This window comes from Paenibacillus sp. FSL R7-0210, from assembly GCF_038009085.1.
GTDB lineage: Bacteria > Bacillota > Bacilli > Paenibacillales > Paenibacillaceae > Paenibacillus_AQ > Paenibacillus_AQ silagei.
In genome coordinates this window covers 4,371,344-4,388,748 of the sequence record NZ_JBBPAR010000001.1, presented here as the reverse complement: position 1 = coordinate 4,388,748, position 17,405 = coordinate 4,371,344, and the positions used below count along the sequence as shown (strand labels likewise).

The following is a 17,405-nucleotide window of genomic DNA, read 5'->3' as shown; positions in this document are numbered from 1 at the left end:
CTGCATGGCTGCAACTCTAAACTAAGGATTCGGCTGGTGAAACGAATGGAGAATGAAGAGGCAGGAGCACGGAACAGGTATACCGGAGGCCGGGCGGGACGCAAAGGCCGTTATTACCGCCATAATCTCATTATTGTGCTGATCGTCTCGTCCATTCCCGGGCTGATCATCGGGCTGCTGGTCTATTTTATGGCCGGGGGGAGTCTTGAGAAGGAGCTGCTGCGGATGCATAACCGGCAGATTGAGCAGCGGGCGGACAACATTAATGATCAATTGTCCAATCTGGAGCTGATGCTGGCCCATTGGGCGTTCGATCCGAAGTTCGATTACGGACTGAGCAACATGGATTTCACCCGGAATCATGAACGGGCCTGGGATATTACGAAGACGCTGGTAGTCATGCAGGGTTCCAATTCCATGGTGCGGCAGGTTGAACTGTATTTGGCCGGTAATCAGCCGGTACGCTTCGGAACGGAGTACGGGACGTTGTCTGCGGAGGAGGAAGTGCTGTACGGGAAGCTGCTGAAGCAGGAGCGGAGCACGTACTGGACGGAATGGGCTTTTGATCCGGTGAACCCGGAGCAGAAGGAGCTGACGCTGGTGCACCATATCCCCGGCGGCAGCCGGGAGCCCTTCGGGGCGCTGCTGCTGCGGATGGATACAGAGAAGGTATCCGCGATGCTGCGGACCATGACCCCGTACAACACGGGGGAGGTGTTCATGGAGCAGAAATCCGGCGGACTGTTCATCTCGGGGGGCGGGATGGATGCGCCCACGCCGCTGGTTACGGCGCTGCGGACGGCGATTACAGCCAAAGGCAGCCAGGATAGCGGATCCTTTTTGTATGACTGGAATGGGGTTACTTATGCGGTGACCTATGGTGATTTCTCGCGGATTGCCAGTGAATGGCGGTATGTGTCGGCTTCTCCGATCTCCAGCGTAACCTCTCCAGTGGTCTGGCTGTCCCGGATGATTATCCTGGTCAGCTTGTGCGCCTTGCTGCTGGCGGCGGTCCTGTCCTGGATTGCTTCCCGCAGAATCTATTCGCCGGTCCGCCGCCTGCTTCAGACGCTGCTCCCTGAGCATGCGGCCTCCGGGGACCGGGTGGATGAGCTGACGCTGATCGAGCGGCACTGGCAGAACCTGCACGGACAGCAGCATGCTCTCCAGTACACGCTCTCGGAGCAGCTTCCGCATGTGCAGCAGAGCTTCCTGCACCAGCTGTTCCAGGGGTATCTGTATGCCTATTCCGAACAGGATCTCCTGAGCCGGATGAAGCAGTATAAGTGGGAAGTGGAGAACTGTACGTTCGTGGTGCTGTATATCCAATTGACCGGAATCTCCAGCCTGGAGGCCAAGTTCCGCAGCGGCGACGAGAGTCTGGTATCGTTCGCGGCCGTCAATATTACCTTGGAGCTTGCCCGTGAGCATTTCGGCCGGGCGGAGACGGTCAATCTGCATGACCTCACCTCCGGTATGCTGCTGATGGAACCGGGAAGCGGCCCTGATCCGGCCCGCGTGGGCGCCTTCGGTGAAGAGCTGGCGGCTACCTTGAGCCGGATGCTTAAGCTTCAGGCCACGGTGGCGTACAGTGCAAGGATCGGGAGCATCTCCGCGATTCCGCGGGCGTTCGAGGCGGCGAAGCAGGCGGCCAGCCACAGCAGGTACGGAGGCGGGAACCAGATCATCAGCCTGGAGCAGCTGGAGCGGGAGGGGCAGGGCGCCCCATTGCCGCAGTATTCCTTCGCGCTGGAGCGCGGGCTGATTCAGGCGCTGCGGACCGGTGAAGCAGAGGAGGCGGACCGGCTGCTGGAGGAATTCCTGGAGACGCTCTCCGCAGGCGGCGCGAAGGTGATCGACGTACAGCAGGGCATGCTGCATCTGCTCGGCGCGATCCTTCATGCGGTGCTGGAGGCCGGGATGGCCCAGAGCCAGTTATTCGGCGGCAGGAATCTGTATGCCAGTCTCTCGCAGATTCATGAGCCAGGGCTGATTCTCTCCTGGTTCCGCACGCAGGTGACTGCCCCCTTCCTGAAGGAGCTGTGTGAACGGTCGGACGCCGGGATCAGACGGACGATCGACCAGGCGATGCTGTACATTCAGCAGCATTATATGGACAATATCTCGCTGGACAGCTGTGCGGATTATACAGGCACCAGCCCTTTTCTGCTCAGCAAGTCGTTCAAGCGGGTCACCGGGCAGAACTTCATCGATTATGTAACGGAACTGCGGCTCACCAAGGCGAAGGAGCTGCTGCGGGACACCGATCTGAAGATGAACGATGTCGCCTTGCAGGTCGGCTATCAGCAGAGCTATTTCAACCGGATTTTCAAAAAACAGGAGGACATCACGCCGACACGTTACCGTGAGCTGAGCCGGCAGGAGGGGGAGAAGGAGAACGGGACCCGGTAATCAGGGACCGGCTCCAGAATGACTGCGGCTCACTTCCTGTGATCCCGGCGTCCGCAAGCCTCCTGCTCCGGGAACGGTTCATTCGTCCGGGTGATGTCCCATCTAGGAGATGACAGAAGATGACCTCTTTATCCTCAGCCCTGCCAGTCCAGCTACGGTGGCTGAACCCGCCTGCTGCGGCTGCGGGGGTGACCTGGGGTGTACCCTGGTCCAAGGGCGATCTGAAGCGCGGCGAACTGGCCGCGTTATGTCTTGGCGGCGGGGCTGACGATGGCTCCCGTCTGCCGCTGCAGAGCCGCCCGGCTGCGTATTGGCCGGACGGCAGCATCAAATGGTCTTTGCATTCTGCCGTATGCCCAGAAGGGAGTACGGCAGGATACACGCTGGAACGCTCTGCCGGGCAGAACACTGTGCCAGCAGCCTTCGAGGTATCCGTGAAAGAGACGGAGGAGTCTTATATCGTCGATACCGGCAGCATTCGTTGCACCGTGGTCAAGCATGGCCCGGGTGTGATCTCGCGGATCATCCGCCGGGACACGGCGGAATCCGGGAGACCGGACGGCGATCATGGATATTATGGAGCTGCGGAGGCGTGGTTGGGATTAGGCTCGGGTAAGATGGTGTGCAGCGGAAGCGAGCTGGTCTGTCTCCGCGAGCAGCGGGACATCCTCAGCGGGGAGCTGACGCTGCGGCAGGAGCGGTTCACCGGAGTGACGCTGAAGGCCAGTCTGGAGGAGCGGGGACCGGTGCGTGCCGTGATCCGGCTGGACGGGCGGCATAGAAGCACAAAGGGAGCCAGGGAATGGCTTCCTTATACTTTGCGGCTCTATTTCTATGCCGGGCTTGCGTCCATCCGGCTGGTGCATACCTTCCATTATGACGGCAACCCGCAGCAGGATTTCATCAAGGGGCTGGGCCTGCTGTTCAAGGTGCCGCTCAGCGGTCCGCTGTACAACCGTCATGTCCGGCTGGCGGGCAGCGGGGGAATCTTCAGCGAATCCCCCAAGACGCTCCAGACCCGCAGAACCCGGGGCAAATATGCCGGGATGTTCGCCGGGCAGCTCGAAGGGCAGAGCCAGCACTTCGATCCCGTGGAGGATGCCTATTTCACCAGCCTGCTTCAGGATTCTGCGGTATGGAATGACTTCCGGCTGGTGCAGTCTTCCTCCGAGCATTATGCCGTTCACAAGCGTACAGGGCCGGATTGCACCTGGATTAAGGGCGCTGAAGGCCGGAGGGCCGGAGGGCTGGGTTATATCGGCTGTGACAGCGGAGGCTTGGCTGCCGGAGTGAAGGATTTCTGGCAGAAGCACCCGTCCGGGCTGGAGATCAGCGGTACCTCCGGCGCTGAAGCGGCATTAACCGTCTGGTTCTGGACGCCGGAGGCTCCGGCGATGGACCTGCGCCATTACGATACGAAGACGCATGTCGAGTCCTCCTATGAAGGCGCGGAGGAGCTGCGGGCCACCCCTTACGGCATCGCCAATACGAATGAACTGACCTTGTGGTGTACCACGCGGACACCGGATTCTGTGCGGCTTCAGCAGATGCAGCAGCAGGCGGATGAAACGCCGCTGCTGGTTTGTGAGCCCGAGTATTACCACCGCAGCCGGGCGTTTGGGGTGTGGAGCCTGCCGGACCGGAGCACGCCGGCCAAGGCATACCTGGAGGACCGGCTGGACGGGATCACCCGTTTTTACCAGAAGGAGATTGAGCAGCGGAAGTGGTACGGCCTGTGGGATTACGGCGACTTCATGCACAGCTATGATCCGGTCCGCCATGTCTGGAATTATGATCTGGGCGGCTGTGCCTGGCAGAACGCCGAGCTGGTGCCGAATATGTGGCTGTGGGTAAGCTTCCTGCGGACCGGACGTGCGGATATTTACCGGATGGCTGAAGCAATGACCCGGCATACCAGCGAGGTGGATATGTATCATTTCGGAGAATATGCGGGCCTTGGCTCCCGGCATAATGTCGTGCACTGGGGCTGCGGCTGCAAGGAGGCGCGGATTGCCATGGCCGGACTGCACCGCTACTACTATTATCTGACCGGCGATGAGCGGACCGGCGACATCATGGACAGTGTGAAGGATGCGGATTATTCTACGGTGACGCTGGACCCGATGCGGGCTTATTTTCCGAAGGACGAATTCAAGACGCATGTGCGGGTGGGGCCGGACTGGGCCGCGTTCAGCTCCAATTGGATGACCCGCTGGGAACGTTATGAGGATACGGCCTACCGCGACAAAATCCTCACAGGCATAGACCGCATCAAAGCGGCCAATCTGCGGCTGATCTCCGGCCCAACCTATGGATACGACCCCGCAACGGGTATTCTCAGCCCAATGGGCGATGACAACTGGGGACGGCATCTGGCGATCTGCATGGGTGGTCCGCAGGTGTGGTTCGAGCTGGCGATGATGCTGGAGGACCCGGAGTGGGAGGACATGCTGGCGGAGTTCGGTGTCTTCTATAACTTGCCTGAGGAAGAACAGTTGCGTAGATCCGGGGGCGCGATTACAGGCAAGCAGCGCTTCGAGCATCCGGTGTTGAGTGTGGCTATTGCCGCCTACGGCGCATGGGTCAAGGACGATCGGGTGACGGCGGACCGCTGCTGGAGCATATTGCTTGAGAATCCGTTCGGGAAGCTACGGCTGGAGGAGGAAGTGAAGCGGGTTACGTATACAGAAGCGCTCGATGAGATTGACTGGATGAATACGAATGAAGCCTCGCAGTGGTCGCTGAATACGATCATTGCGCTGGAGCTGATTGCTGAAGCTCTGCCTGCACGTGAAGGAGTGTCGGGAGCGGGTGATGCAGCTAGTGCCTTAGCTAATGTGGAAGATGGCGGAAGTGCTAGGGATGGCGCGTGAGCTGGTGAGAAAGCTGGTTCAGGAACTGGTTCAGAAGCTGGGATTAGTGCGAGGGCTGGTGCCAGAATTGACAAGCGTGCGGGTGCCGGGAAAGGAGATGTGGTTCAATGATTACGCAGCAGGCTGATGCAGGTGTTCCTGACGGCTGGCGGGAGATCTACCGCAATACGCTGGAGGGTTCCGCACAGGTGGAAGGCTTCCGTATGGAAGGCGATGGCGCAGTTACTTTTCCGCAGGGACGGTTAAGGCTTGAGAGCACCCGCGGGGCTGAGGAAGGACAGAAGGCGAATGTGGTTTTCTGGTGCCCTGAGGTTTTTCCGGCTGAGCTTGCCGTCTCCTGGAGATTCCGTCCGCTGCGGGAGCCGGGGCTGGCCATTCTGTTCTTCGCGGCTGCCGGTGCCGGGGGCAAGGATCTGTTCGACCCGTCCCTGCCGGTCCGCACGGGCGAATATGACCAGTACCATCATGGGGAGATGGATGCCTATCATATCTCGTATTTTCGCCGGATGTGGGAGGAGGAGCGGGCTTTTCATACCTGTAATCTGCGCAAAAGCTACGGCTTCCACCTTGTCGCCCAAGGAGCCGATCCGCTCCCTGATACCTCCGATATGACTGCTGACTACCGGATGCTTGTGGTGAAGCGGGGGACTGCTGTGACTTTCACAATTAATGAATTGCCGGTGCTGCACTGGGTGGATGACGGCTCGTCCTTCGGTCCGCTGCTCGGCGCAGGCCGACTAGGCTTCCGCCAGATGGCCCCGCTGATTGCGGAATATAGCGATCTGATTGTCTATGCTCCGTGAGGATCGCTGGCTGGGCGGATGAACATATGCGTCCCTCTTAGGGACGGACGATTTTATTCGAAGGAGGCTTAACTGCAATGCCGGGAGTGTATTACTGCTATCCGCAAGGCCGTCATAAGGCGCTGACCATGAGCTATGATGACGGAAGGCGGGCGGATGAACGGCTGGTCGGCCTGTTCAATCAGTATGGAATCAAGGGCAGCTTCCATCTGAATTCGGGGCTGCTTGGCGAAGGAGACCGCATCAGGGCGGACGAGGTTGCGGCTCTCTACCACGGACATGAGGTCAGCATGCATACGCGGAGCCATCCGACGCTGGCGCGCTGCCCGCAGGAGCTGGTCGTGGAGGAGATTATGGAGGACCGCAGGGTGCTGGAAGGACTGGTCCGCCAGCCTGTGCGCGGCATGTCTTACCCGAACGGCTCCTATACGCAGGAGATCAAGGCGCTGCTGCCGCACCTGGGCATTGAGTATGCCCGCACAGTGCAGTCTACCGGCGGGTTCGCCCTCCCGGAGGACTGGCTGGAGTGGCAGGCGACCTGTCATCATAACCGGGAGCTGCTGGCTCACGGGGAGACTTTTGTGGGGCTGCATAAGCGGCAGTATCTGTACCTGATGTATGTGTGGGGACATAGCTACGAGTTCGACAATGACAACAACTGGGAGCTGATGGAGCGCTTCTGCGCCATGGCGGGCGGACGCGGCGACATCTGGTATGCAACTAATCTGGAGCTGGTGCATTACATGAAGGCTTGCCGGGGGCTGCTGTTCTCGGCGGCAAGGGACTGGGTCTATAATCCGAGAGCGGCTGCTGTCTGGCTGGAGATTGACGGTACGGTAGTCGAGGTGCCCGGGGGACAGACTGTGGATCTAGGCTGATACAGAACAGGGATAGAGTGAAGGAGGATGTATTGTGAATCATAAGGATCATAGTCAAAAGCTGCACCGGCTGGCCGGGCTGGATATCTCTGCCGCCGGTCCAAGATGTAAAATGCTGCTCGGCGATCTGGACGGGGACGGCCGGGCTGAACTGCTGCTGGTGCAGCCGGATAACCGCCAGGATGTACGTTATATTCCGCATCAGGTGCAGTGCCTGACGGCTTATAATCTCGATGGCCGTCTGCTGTGGCAGACGGGAAAGCCGGATTCGAACGCAGGCAGCCAAGGCTCCGATTATCCGGCCCAGATTGCCGATATCGATGGTGACGGGGCGCTGGAGGTGCTGTGTGTGATGAAGGACCAGCTGCATATTCTGGAGGGGGCGACGGGCAAAGTCAAAGCGGTTCATCCGCTGCCGGCGAAGGAGGCTCATGACTGCATCATTATTGCCAACCTGTCAGGCGGCAGCTATCCTTCCGACATCATTCTAAAAGACCGCTACCATCAGCTGTGGGCGCTAGATCGGGACTTCCGGCTGCTCTGGACCCATCAGGGCAATGTAGGGCACTATCCCTGGGTGTACGATCTGGACGGTGACGGGCGCGATGAGGTGATGGCCGGATATGATCTGCTGAGTGCGGAGGGCAAGCGGCTATGGAGCTGCAAGGATCTGGACGATCATGCCGACTGTCTGTGGGTGGGCGATGTGAATGGAGACGGGGTACCGGAGCTGGTCATCGGCGGTAGTGTGACGGTGATGTACGACCGTAACGGGCGCGAGCTATGGCGGTACGAAGGCTCTGTCGAGTCCCAGCATCTGGCGCTCGGGTGGTTCCGCCCCGACCTGCCCGGCCTGCAGATTGCGGGCCTTGACCGTCTGGTCCGCGAGGATGACGGCAAGGGTCTGCGGGGCAAGGATGCCATGTTCCTGCTGGACCAATCCGGCCGGGAGCTGTGGAAGGAAGAGCGCACCACCGACGGCTGGCTGACCATTGTCGAAGCCGTCAGCCGGTTCTGGCCGGATGCACCCGACTATATTCTGGCGTACCGTCGGGGCGAAGCTGTGCTTCCCGCACTCTATGACGGCTATATGAATATCGTTGCCGAGTTCGCCGAGCAGGGCTACGCCGTGCACGGCGATCTGCTGGGCAGCGGAACCGAGCAGGTTATTATTTATACGGATGAGCTGGCCGCTGTCTATGCCGGTGAAGCTCTTCCGCTGCAAGCGGTCTATCCCGGGCAGCAACTGCCCCAGCCCAAACGGCTGTACAGCTCCACCCTGTACCCCGGCGGTGAGGTGGCGTTGTGATGGGGGGCAGGGACGAGAATGCAGCGGTGAGTGCAGAGGAAGGGCATGACGTGAAGGGTGATGCCGAGCAGGCCAATGTTCCCGCCTACTTTCATCCGCGTCATTCCATCGTCCGCACAGCCGGAGAGCATACGGAAGCGATGCTTGCCATCATAGCGAATCGCTATATTGGTGCAAATCCGCCGCAGCCTCCGGTCTACCGCGTTCATCTGGAGAACAGCTTCCCGCGCCTGCCGGATTGCCGGTATGAGATGAATCTGAAAGAACGGCTGCCTGAGCTGCGGGACGGGGAATTTGTCTATGCCTGGGGGAAGCTGTGGAGCGATGCAGACTGCGAAATCCCGCTCGCGCTCAGCTGCTTCGGTCCGGTGACAGTCTATGTCAACGGCATTGCCGTGTTCGCGTCCAATCTGAACGATGATGTGTTCCCGGACCGCAAGGCATTCTTTCGTACCGGGCTGAAGGCAGGCTGGAATCAGTTCCTGCTGGAGTGTACCGCCGTCGGCACCGGCTGCGGCGGGATTTTTGGCACCGGGAGCGTGAAGGGGGCTCCGCTGCATTTTCTGGCCCCGACTGCGGAGCGCAGCGGCTGCGAGGGCTGGATCTACAGCGCGCCGCAGCAGAGCAGATGGACGCTGCAGCCGGAGGGCGGCGGCGCTTCTGAGGGAGAGGCTGCGGCGCACCGCGCGGAGCCTTCGCAGCGCGGAAGTGTGCGCTGCGGCGAAGCCGCGGAGGCCGCCGAAGCTGCGCTGGCGGCCCGCTGTGCCTGGTATCCGGCGGCCGGATGGCCGGATACCAAGGCACAGGGCGGGAACCTCGCGCGCGTGCTCGGCGTGGTGCCCGGCGCGAAGGCGCTGGCCTGGAGCAGGCTGGCGGTGAGTGCGCCGGGCGGAATGAACGTCCGGCTGGTCCTCCGCAGCCGGGATGTAGCGGCACTCAAGGTCTGCGTGGATGGCAGGCTTGCCGCCATCCAGCCCGAAGCGAGTGCCGGCCTTGAGTGTGTGCTGCCGCTGAGCTTCGGCAGCCATGACCTGCTGGTCGAGGCCGTGTGCGGCGGCCCCGGGTGGGACTTCCGCCTGGAAGCGGCGGAGGCTGGGAACACATCAGAGGTACAGGTGGAAGCGGAGTGTAGCGCGGCTCTTGCGGAAGCTTCACCCTGCTGCTCTCCGCAGGGAACCTTGAATAAGGGAGCTGGCGCCAGTGGAGTCCACGGCACAGTGAAGCTGGTGAGTCCTTGCCCGGTGGAAGGGCAGACCGGTCCATGGCTGTACCTGGGTCCGTTTCTGCAATCGGCGGTACCGCAACCTGCGGAAGCGGCTTCTATGGATGCTCCTTTCGGTGAAGGGACGGAGGAATGCTTTTGGCGGGTGGACCGTCCTGGTGGCGCAGTCAGGCCCTATCTGGAGAGTGCGCTGTACGGACGCTGGAATTATCCGCTGGGGGTGACCCTCTATGGTCTGCTGCGTACCGGTCAGGCTCTGGGCGATCCTCATTATTCCGCATATACCAGAGGACATATTGAGCAGTGTACCCGGCTCCATGCTTATTCGCTCTGGGACCGCAGCCGCTATGGTGCTCCGGGTATTAACCAGCAATTGGCGCTCATGGACTCACTGGATGACTGCGGCTCCTTCGGTGCGGTGATGCTCGCCGCTCATGCCGAACAGCCGCTGCATGGAGCGTCCGAAACAGCGGCGTATATCGCCCGGTATATTCAAAATACGCAGTCCCGCGATGAGGAGGGGGCGCTCTACCGGACACGGGGCACCACCGACTTCATGCAGGGAACGATGTGGTGCGATGATCTGTATATGAGCACTCCGTTCCTGAGCCGGTATTATTTGTTGACGGGAGATACCGCTTATCTGGATGATGCAGTGTCGCAGTTTTTTCATTACCGTAATCGGCTGTTCCAGCCGGAGCTTGGCATTATGCATCATGTGTATGATTACAAATTCAGCAAGCCGAACGGGGTAGCCTGGGGAAGAGGCAATGGCTGGGTACTGTTCTCGCTGACTGAGCTGCTGGAGGTACTGCCGGAGCAGCATCCGCAGCGGGAAGAACTGCTGGATTATTACCGGCTGTTGTGCGAAGGTTATTTACGGCTGCAGGATGCGGAAGGATTATGGCATCAGGTTCTGACTGATCCCGAATCTTATGCGGAGGCATCGTGTTCTTCGATGTTCGTATATGCTTTTGCGCGCGGTGTGCGCAGAGGTTGGCTGACAGAGCCGTATCCATATGCCGATGCAGCGCTGCGCGGCTGGACGGCACTGGGCGAATACTGCATCGACCATCAGGGGAATGTCTATGGCGTCTGCCGGGGATCGGGGTATTCCTTCAACAAACTGTATTACAAGGAACAGCTCACCTGGCAGCTCAACGATACTCACGGAATCGGCATTGTGCTGCTGGCCGGTATTGAAGCGCTTGAGCTTAGGCGGGAGCTGGAGGCGCAGCGCATGTAAATTGTAATGTAATGAAGGTAGCTGAAAAAAGTAATTTATCAATCAGAGGCTATCGCTACTCATGCAGAGTTATCTTCAATCTGCTTGAGTTCGATAGCCTCTTCTTCATGTAGCCGTACAGCCGCAGAACCCGGGAATCGCGTGTATACAGAATACAGCGGAAATGAAAGGGATAAATCCCATTAATGCGGCTAAAAGTGGATGATGAGCCGAAATGAAGGGGATAAATCCCATTAATGCGACTAAAAGTGGATGATGAGCCGAAATGAAAGGGATAAATCCCATTGATTCAGCTGAAAATGGGCGGTGAGCGAAAATGAAAGGGATAAATCCCTCTGAGCCGTCAGAATGAGGAGCACAACTACCCTTGAATCCCCCATAGCCACGCAAAAACCCCGCAGGCGGAAATTCGCTTCCTGCGGTTTTTTTTGCGCGGAGTGCCTTACGGGTATGTAGCACAGGCAGGCTGTGCGGTTAATCCTTATCGATCAGCTCCAGCTTTTCAAGGATCTTAAGGGTGGTAACGGCGGACAATTGCACAGCTAGTTGAATGCTGGCTTGGCTGTTTCCGCTCTGCTCCAAGGCAGCTTGATTCTCGGATAACACTTCTTCCGTCACCTGCTGGATCAGACTTTTAACGATCTCATTGTTCATAATAGGCTCCTCCTTCCGAATGTAAATACTCTCATTCTATATTTCGGCCGGACCCAGGATTTTACTTAGGGAGCAGGGAATGTTATCCGGTAATCTGAACGAATTCCACTCTTATCACAGACTTGAAGCGGGATCTGTAGTAAACTGGAAGGAATGTATAGTACGCCTGCAATTATTCTACAGAAAAGAATGTGATCAATGTATGCAGCTTCAAGCTCCTCAACCGGCCAAGAAATGGCTGGAAAAATATCTGTCCGGAGACAGCATGGATTACCGGCAAATTATCGCCTTGTTTCTGCCTATTCTCATTGACCAGGCCTTCATTATCGGGCTGAATCTGGTCAACACTGCGATGATCAGCTCGTCGGGTATGGCGGCAGTGAGTGCGGTGAATATGGTGGATTCCCTGAATATTTTTCTGATCAATGTATTTGTGGCGATTGCGACCGGGGGGACGGTGGTGGTTGCGCAGTATAAAGGAAGCGGGAATGACCGCATGGTCTCCCAGGCCACGGCCGGATCGGTTACCTCGGTCTCGCTGCTTGCGGTGGGAATCGGTCTGCTGCTGATGTCCTTCCATACGCCAATTCTGAATTTGCTGTTCGGGACGGCCTCCTCCGATGTGCTGGACAATGCCCGGGTCTATATGATCGGCAGCAGCATTTCGTATCTGGGGATTGCCGTGGTTCAGGCTGTATGCGGTGCGCTGCGGGGCGTGGGCCGGACGCGGGCTTCGCTGATGCTGTCGCTAATTATGAACGTGTTGTATGTTATCCTCAACGTTGTCTTCATTAACCTGCTGGACATGGGTGTGCTGGGCATGACACTTGCGGTCAATATTGCTCGTTATGTGGGGATGGCCTGTGCCTTGATCTATCTGTTCAAGTTCGATTCGGTGCTGCGTGTGCAGGTCCGCGACCTGTTCCATGTTCCGCTTACGATGCTGCGCAAAATCATGTTCATCGGCGTACCGTTCGCCGCAGAGCAGATGTTCTTCAACGGCGGCAAGCTGCTGACGCAGATCTTCATTGTCAGTCTGGGCACGTATGCCATCGCCACCAATGCGATTGCCGGATCGCTGGCGATGGTCTTTCAGATTCCGGCCAGTGCGCTGTCGCTGACGATTGTAACCGTGGTCGGCCAGTGTATCGGACGGGGGGATGTAGCGGATGCCCGGAAGTTCATCAAGTCCTTCCTGTGGATCGGTTCCGCCTCTTACGCCCTGGTGGCCTTGATCCTGATGCCGCTGTTCCACCCGCTTGTCTCTATTTTCTCCCCGCCTGCGGAGATTATCGATGATCTGTTCGTGGTGCTGCTGGTCAATGCGATTGCCCAGATTCCGCTCTGGGCCTTCAGCTTCATTCTGCCGTCCGCGCTGCGGGCAGCGGGAGACTCCCGCTTCACCTCGATCGCTTCGATGCTGACGATGTGGCTGTTCCGGGTGGTCTTCGGCTATATTCTCGGGATCGTGCTGGGCTATGGAGTGCTGGGTGTATGGCTGGCGATGAACTGCGAATGGGCAGTGCGCGGAGCGGTATTCCTCTGGCGCTTCCGGGGCAAGAAGTGGTATGCGCACAAGCTGATATAGATACTGCCGGTTAGAAGACTCCTAATTCAGGGGTCTTCTTTGCTATGCAGTCAGCCGGAATCATCTATAAAAAGCACGGTACAACCTTTAGTTTCAGGTAAGACGCACTTTGGTCCGTATGCTACGATTTGGGTGGTGAAGGGGGAGGCTTCCACATTAGCTGTAAGCGCTTAACTCATTGAAACCCAAATTCATACAGAGGAGTGCAACGCATGAAGAGAATAATCAAGCAAGTCTCTCTGGTGCTGCTGGCAGCCCTTCTGCTTCTTCCGGCAGGCGGATATCTTCCGGCTGCTCAGGCAGCCGAGGCACAGACCACGGTATATCACGAAACGTTTGCGAATGGCGCAGGTAAGGCAGTTCAGTCGGGAGGCGCCAAGCTGGAGGCGGTTAAGGGCGTTGTTTTTGACGGAAATAGCGATGGGGCAGCGCTGCACGTAAGCAACCGGAAGGATAGCTGGGATGCGGCTGATTTCAACCTCTCGGATATGGGCATGAAGAAGGGCAGCACCTATACCGTAACAGCGGTGGTCTATGTGGATGGCAGCGTAACTGTGCCGAAGGACGCACAGGCAGTGATGCTGACACTGGACGGTTATGGCAATTACGCCGGTGGCGAATATCATGCGGGTCAAGCCGTGACCTTGACCAAGACCTTTACGGTGGACGCGGAGCAGAAGCTGCGCATCCAGTCAGACGATAAGGGAGCCTCAGTACCCTTTTACCTTGGCGATCTTCTGATAACGACAGAGTCTACTCCGGGCGGCGGGGAAGAGCCTGTGCGTGAACCGGCTTTGGCGTTCAGTACAGTGACTTTTGAAGATCAGCAAGAGGGCGGCTTCACCGGCAGAGCCGGAACCGAGACGCTGACCGTAACGAATGAAGCGAATCATACCGAGGGCGGTTCATATTCCCTGAAGGTCGAGGGCAGAAGCAATACCTGGCACGGCCCTTCCCTGCGTGTGGAGAAGTACGTGGACAAGGGCAGCGAATATACCCTGTCTGCCTGGGTGAAGCTGATCGAACCGGCTAGCGCACAGCTCCAGCTGTCTACACAAGTAGGCACAGACAGCAGTGCAAGTTATGTGACCCTGTCCCCTAAGACGATCAGTACGGCTGACGGCTGGGTGAAATATGAGGGCAGCTACCGCTATAACAGCGTGGGCGGCGAATATCTGACCCTGTACATTGAGAGTTCCAATAATGCAACCGCTTCCTTTTATATCGATGATATTAATTTCGAGCATACTGGTACCGCTCCGGTGGATATTCAGAGAGATCTGACTCCGCTAAAAACAGCCTATCAAAATGACTTCCTGATCGGCAACGCGCTATCCGCCGAGGATCTGGAAGGCGTACGGCTGGACCTGCTGAAGATGCATCACAATGTTGCTACCGCAGGCAATGCCATGAAGCCGGATGCGCTTCAGCCAACCAAGGGCAATTTCACTTTTACAGCGGCAGATGCGATGGTAAATAAGGTGCTTGCCGAAGGCATGAAGATGCACGGGCATGTGCTGGTATGGTATCAGCAGTCGCCTGACTGGATGAACTTGACCACGGATGCAGCAGGCCTTAGCGTTCCGCTGGGGCGTGACGAAGCACTCGCTAACCTGAGAGCGCACATCAAGGGAGTTATGGAGCATTTCGGAGACCGGGTCATCTCCTGGGATGTAGTCAACGAGGCAATGAACGATAACCCGTCCAATCCGAATAACTGGCAAGCGGCGCTGCGTAAGGCTCCGTGGTATGAAGCCATCGGTCCGGATTATCTGGAGCAGGCATTCCTGGCGGCCAGAGAGGTGCTGGACCAGCATCCGGAATGGGATATCAAGCTGTATTACAATGATTACAATGACGATAACCAGAACAAGGCCCAGGCCATCTACAGTATGGTCAAGGAACTGAATGACAAGTACGCGCTGACCCATCCCGGCAAGCTGTTGATTGATGGTGTGGGGATGCAGGCGCACTACAATATCAATACGAATCCAGATAACGTCAAGCTATCGCTGGAGAGGTTCATCTCCCTTGGCGTAGAGGTCAGTATTACCGAACTGGATATTCAGGCCGGCAGCCAGAATACGCAGACAGAGAAGGAACGGATTGCTCAAGGCTATCTGTATGCGAGGCTGATGGATCTCTACAAGGCCCATGCCGACCATATTGCGCGGGTAACCTTCTGGGGCATGGATGACCGCACAAGCTGGAGAGCGGAGTCAAGCCCGCTGCTGTTCGACAGGGATCTGCAGGCGAAGCCGGCTTACTACGCGGTCATTGATCCGGCCAAATTCATGGCTGAGCATGAGCCGAATACGGCAGAAGCCAACGTGTCAGAGGCAGTCTACGGCACGCCGGTTATTGACGGAACAGCGGATGGAATCTGGGCCTCTGCGCCTGAGATGGCTGTGAACCGTTATCAGATGGCTTGGCAGGGCGCAAGCGGAACCGCACGTACCCTATGGGATGACCAGAATCTGTATGTGCTGGTCCAGGTAAGTGATGCTGGGCTGGATAAGAGTAATGTGAATGCATGGGAGCAGGACTCTGTAGAGATTTTCCTGGATGAAAATTTCGGCCGCACGACCTTCTATGAGAGCGATGACGGACAATACCGGGTCAATTACGACAATGAAGCCTCATTCAGTCCGGCAGCCATTGGTGCAGGCTTCGAGTCGGCAACCAAGATAGCCGGAACTAACTATACGCTTGAAATGAAGCTTCCGTTCAAAACAATCATGCCAGCCGGCGGAACCAAGGTCGGCTTCGACACTCAGATCAACGATGCCAAGAACGGCGTCCGGCAAAGTGTGGCCGCCTGGAATGATACCACCGGCAACGGCTATCAGGACACCTCCGTCTTCGGCGTGCTGACGCTTAAGGCCAAAGACGGCGCTGAGCCCCCGACGAAGCCGACGCCAACGCCAACGCCGGAACCGGAAGCAACACCTGCACCAACAGCCACACCTGCACCAGTCTCTGGCGGCACCAGCTATAGCAGCAGCACGCCTGCGCCTAAGCCTGCGCAGATTGACAGCAAGGATGGTGTGGTGACGCTCAGACCTGTCGTGAAGACCGAAGGCACAGAGGCGAAGGCCGTAGTTACGGCTGAGCTGTGGCAGCAAGCCCTGAAGCAGGCGGCCCCGGCAGCAGACGGACGGAAGCAGATTATCATCGACCTGGCGAACCAGACAGGTGTGGCCTCCTATGAAGCCCAGTTGCCGCTTCAAGGCCTGAAGACGCAGGAGAAGTTCCTGCTTGTCCTTCAGAACGGCCTTGCTACGCTGTCCATTCCAAGTGAGCAGCTCGCAGGGATTGCAGCAACCACTGAATATGTTAGCATCCGGGTCAAGCATTCCACAGCCGAAGGCCTGGATGCCACTGCTCTCCAGCAGACCGGCAGCCGTCCGGTGGTGGAGCTGAGTCTGCTTGCAGGCGGGCAGAAGGTAGCCTTGTCTGGCAGCAGCGAGATGACCGTCTCTATTCCTTACAAAGCGTCAGCAGCAGAGCTTGACAGTCTGGAGTCTCTTCTGGTCCGTTCGCTCACCGGCAACGGCGCATGGTCTGCTGTGGTGAACAGCCGTTATGATGCAGTGAAGGAAGCGCTGGTGTTCCGTACTACAGAGTTCGGTACATTTGCCGCAGCCTTCGCTCCGCCGGCCTTTACAGATCTCGGCAGCCTGTCATGGGCGAAGCAGGCAGCTGCTGCCATGGCTGCGCGCGATATCCTTCCGGACGGCAACAGCTTCATGCCTGCCGCTCCTATGAACAGAGCAGACTTCACAGCCTCGCTGGTGAAGGTGCTGGAGCTTAAGGCTGCTGCTGAAGCAGTTGCAGGCTTCAGCGATGTCCAGAGTAATGCGGCATACAGCAAGGAGCTTGCGGCCGCGAAGCAGCTCGGTATCGTCACAGGCTATGCGGGCAATACCTTCAAGCCAGCGGGCGTCATCACCCGCCAGGAGATGATGGTAATTGCGGCGCGTGCCCTGAAGGCGGCCGGAATCACGGCTGAAGGCAGCGGATCGATAGCATCTTACACCGATGCCGGTCAAATCTCCGCCTATGCCAAGGACAGCGTGTCAGCCTTGCTGAAATACGGCGTAGTGAACGGTAAGAACAATAAGCTTGCTCCGGGGGACACCCTCTCCCGTTCGGAAGCAGCGGTAATTCTGTACCGGATCTGGAAGCTGTAAAGTTACTTCTAATAAGACAGAGAAACAGCCAGCCGCCGGGCAGATTGCCGGTGACTGGCTGTTTGTGGTTGCAGCCGGATTATCGTGCTGCTCCTCCAACTCCAACTTATAATTCGATTCAAAAATCCTGCTTAAACTACAACATTCACTCACATTACAACAACCATTTCTCGTATTGTTGTACAAAAAGCAGGAATATCCTGTCTTGAAGCGGCTTAGCGAAGATA

9 protein-coding genes are annotated in these 17,405 nt (G+C 57.8%); 8 read left to right on the top strand and 1 reads right to left on the bottom strand.

Features of this window, described 5'->3' with window-relative positions; genetic code table 11:
- Positions 1-45: 45 nt before the first annotated feature.
- From MKY64_RS18755 to MKY64_RS18730, 6 genes are all read left to right on the top strand, one after another.
- Positions 46-2,412 carry an AraC family transcriptional regulator gene (locus MKY64_RS18755; RefSeq protein ID WP_036722624.1) on the top strand — a complete coding sequence of 789 codons (2,367 nt, stop codon included), beginning with the start codon at positions 46-48 and terminating at the stop codon, positions 2,410-2,412.
- A 119-nt stretch (positions 2,413-2,531) separates the two neighbouring features.
- The gene (locus MKY64_RS18750) at positions 2,532-5,285 is read left to right on the top strand and encodes an exo-rhamnogalacturonan lyase family protein (protein ID WP_340954982.1); all 2,754 of its coding nucleotides are present in this window, start codon (positions 2,532-2,534) and stop codon (positions 5,283-5,285) included.
- 107 nt (positions 5,286-5,392) lie between these two features.
- Positions 5,393-6,088 carry a DUF1961 family protein gene (locus MKY64_RS18745; RefSeq protein WP_340954981.1) on the top strand — a complete coding sequence of 232 codons (696 nt, stop codon included), beginning with the start codon at positions 5,393-5,395 and terminating at the stop codon, positions 6,086-6,088.
- A gap of 77 nt (positions 6,089-6,165) precedes the next feature.
- On the top strand, positions 6,166-6,966 hold the full coding sequence (locus tag MKY64_RS18740) for a polysaccharide deacetylase family protein (RefSeq protein ID WP_340954980.1): 801 nt from the start codon (positions 6,166-6,168) through the stop codon (positions 6,964-6,966).
- Between the two features lie 112 nt (positions 6,967-7,078).
- Complete coding sequence (locus tag MKY64_RS18735) at positions 7,079-8,275, top strand: FG-GAP-like repeat-containing protein (protein ID WP_340958123.1); 1,197 nt, start codon at positions 7,079-7,081, stop codon at positions 8,273-8,275.
- On the top strand, positions 8,275-10,743 hold the full coding sequence (locus MKY64_RS18730; RefSeq protein ID WP_340954978.1) for a glycoside hydrolase family 88/105 protein: 2,469 nt from the start codon (positions 8,275-8,277) through the stop codon (positions 10,741-10,743). The genes MKY64_RS18735 and MKY64_RS18730 overlap by 1 nt, the downstream gene beginning before the upstream one ends.
- Positions 10,744-11,217: 474 nt before the next feature.
- On the opposite strand, the gene MKY64_RS18725 is transcribed toward MKY64_RS18730, so the two are convergent.
- A complete protein-coding gene (locus MKY64_RS18725) occupies positions 11,218-11,397 on the bottom strand; it encodes a hypothetical protein (protein ID WP_036722620.1) in 180 nt (59 codons plus the stop codon).
- A 202-nt stretch (positions 11,398-11,599) separates the two neighbouring features.
- Here MKY64_RS18725 and MKY64_RS18720 point away from each other — a divergent pair, with 202 nt between their 5' ends.
- Both MKY64_RS18720 and MKY64_RS18715 read left to right on the top strand, forming a co-directional pair.
- Positions 11,600-12,985, top strand: coding sequence for an MATE family efflux transporter (locus MKY64_RS18720; protein WP_340954976.1), 1,386 nt, complete (start codon positions 11,600-11,602; stop codon positions 12,983-12,985).
- 212 nt (positions 12,986-13,197) lie between these two features.
- Positions 13,198-17,178: an endo-1,4-beta-xylanase gene (locus MKY64_RS18715; protein ID WP_340954975.1), complete on the top strand. Its 3,981-nt coding sequence runs from the start codon at positions 13,198-13,200 to the stop codon at positions 17,176-17,178.
- The last annotated feature ends 227 nt before the right edge of the window (positions 17,179-17,405 follow it).

Coding starts and splice junctions, on each gene's coding strand:
- MKY64_RS18715 (WP_340954975.1), top strand. CDS start 13,198: ATGAAGAGAATAATCAAGCAAGTCTCTCTGGTGCTGCTGGCAGCCCTT.
- MKY64_RS18755 (WP_036722624.1), top strand. CDS start 46: ATGGAGAATGAAGAGGCAGGAGCACGGAACAGGTATACCGGAGGCCGG.
- MKY64_RS18720 (WP_340954976.1), top strand. CDS start 11,600: ATGCAGCTTCAAGCTCCTCAACCGGCCAAGAAATGGCTGGAAAAATAT.
- MKY64_RS18745 (WP_340954981.1), top strand. CDS start 5,393: ATGATTACGCAGCAGGCTGATGCAGGTGTTCCTGACGGCTGGCGGGAG.
- MKY64_RS18735 (WP_340958123.1), top strand. CDS start 7,079: ATGCTGCTCGGCGATCTGGACGGGGACGGCCGGGCTGAACTGCTGCTG.
- MKY64_RS18725 (WP_036722620.1), bottom strand. CDS start 11,397: ATGAACAATGAGATCGTTAAAAGTCTGATCCAGCAGGTGACGGAAGAA.
- MKY64_RS18750 (WP_340954982.1), top strand. CDS start 2,532: ATGACCTCTTTATCCTCAGCCCTGCCAGTCCAGCTACGGTGGCTGAAC.
- MKY64_RS18740 (WP_340954980.1), top strand. CDS start 6,166: ATGCCGGGAGTGTATTACTGCTATCCGCAAGGCCGTCATAAGGCGCTG.
- MKY64_RS18730 (WP_340954978.1), top strand. CDS start 8,275: ATGGGGGGCAGGGACGAGAATGCAGCGGTGAGTGCAGAGGAAGGGCAT.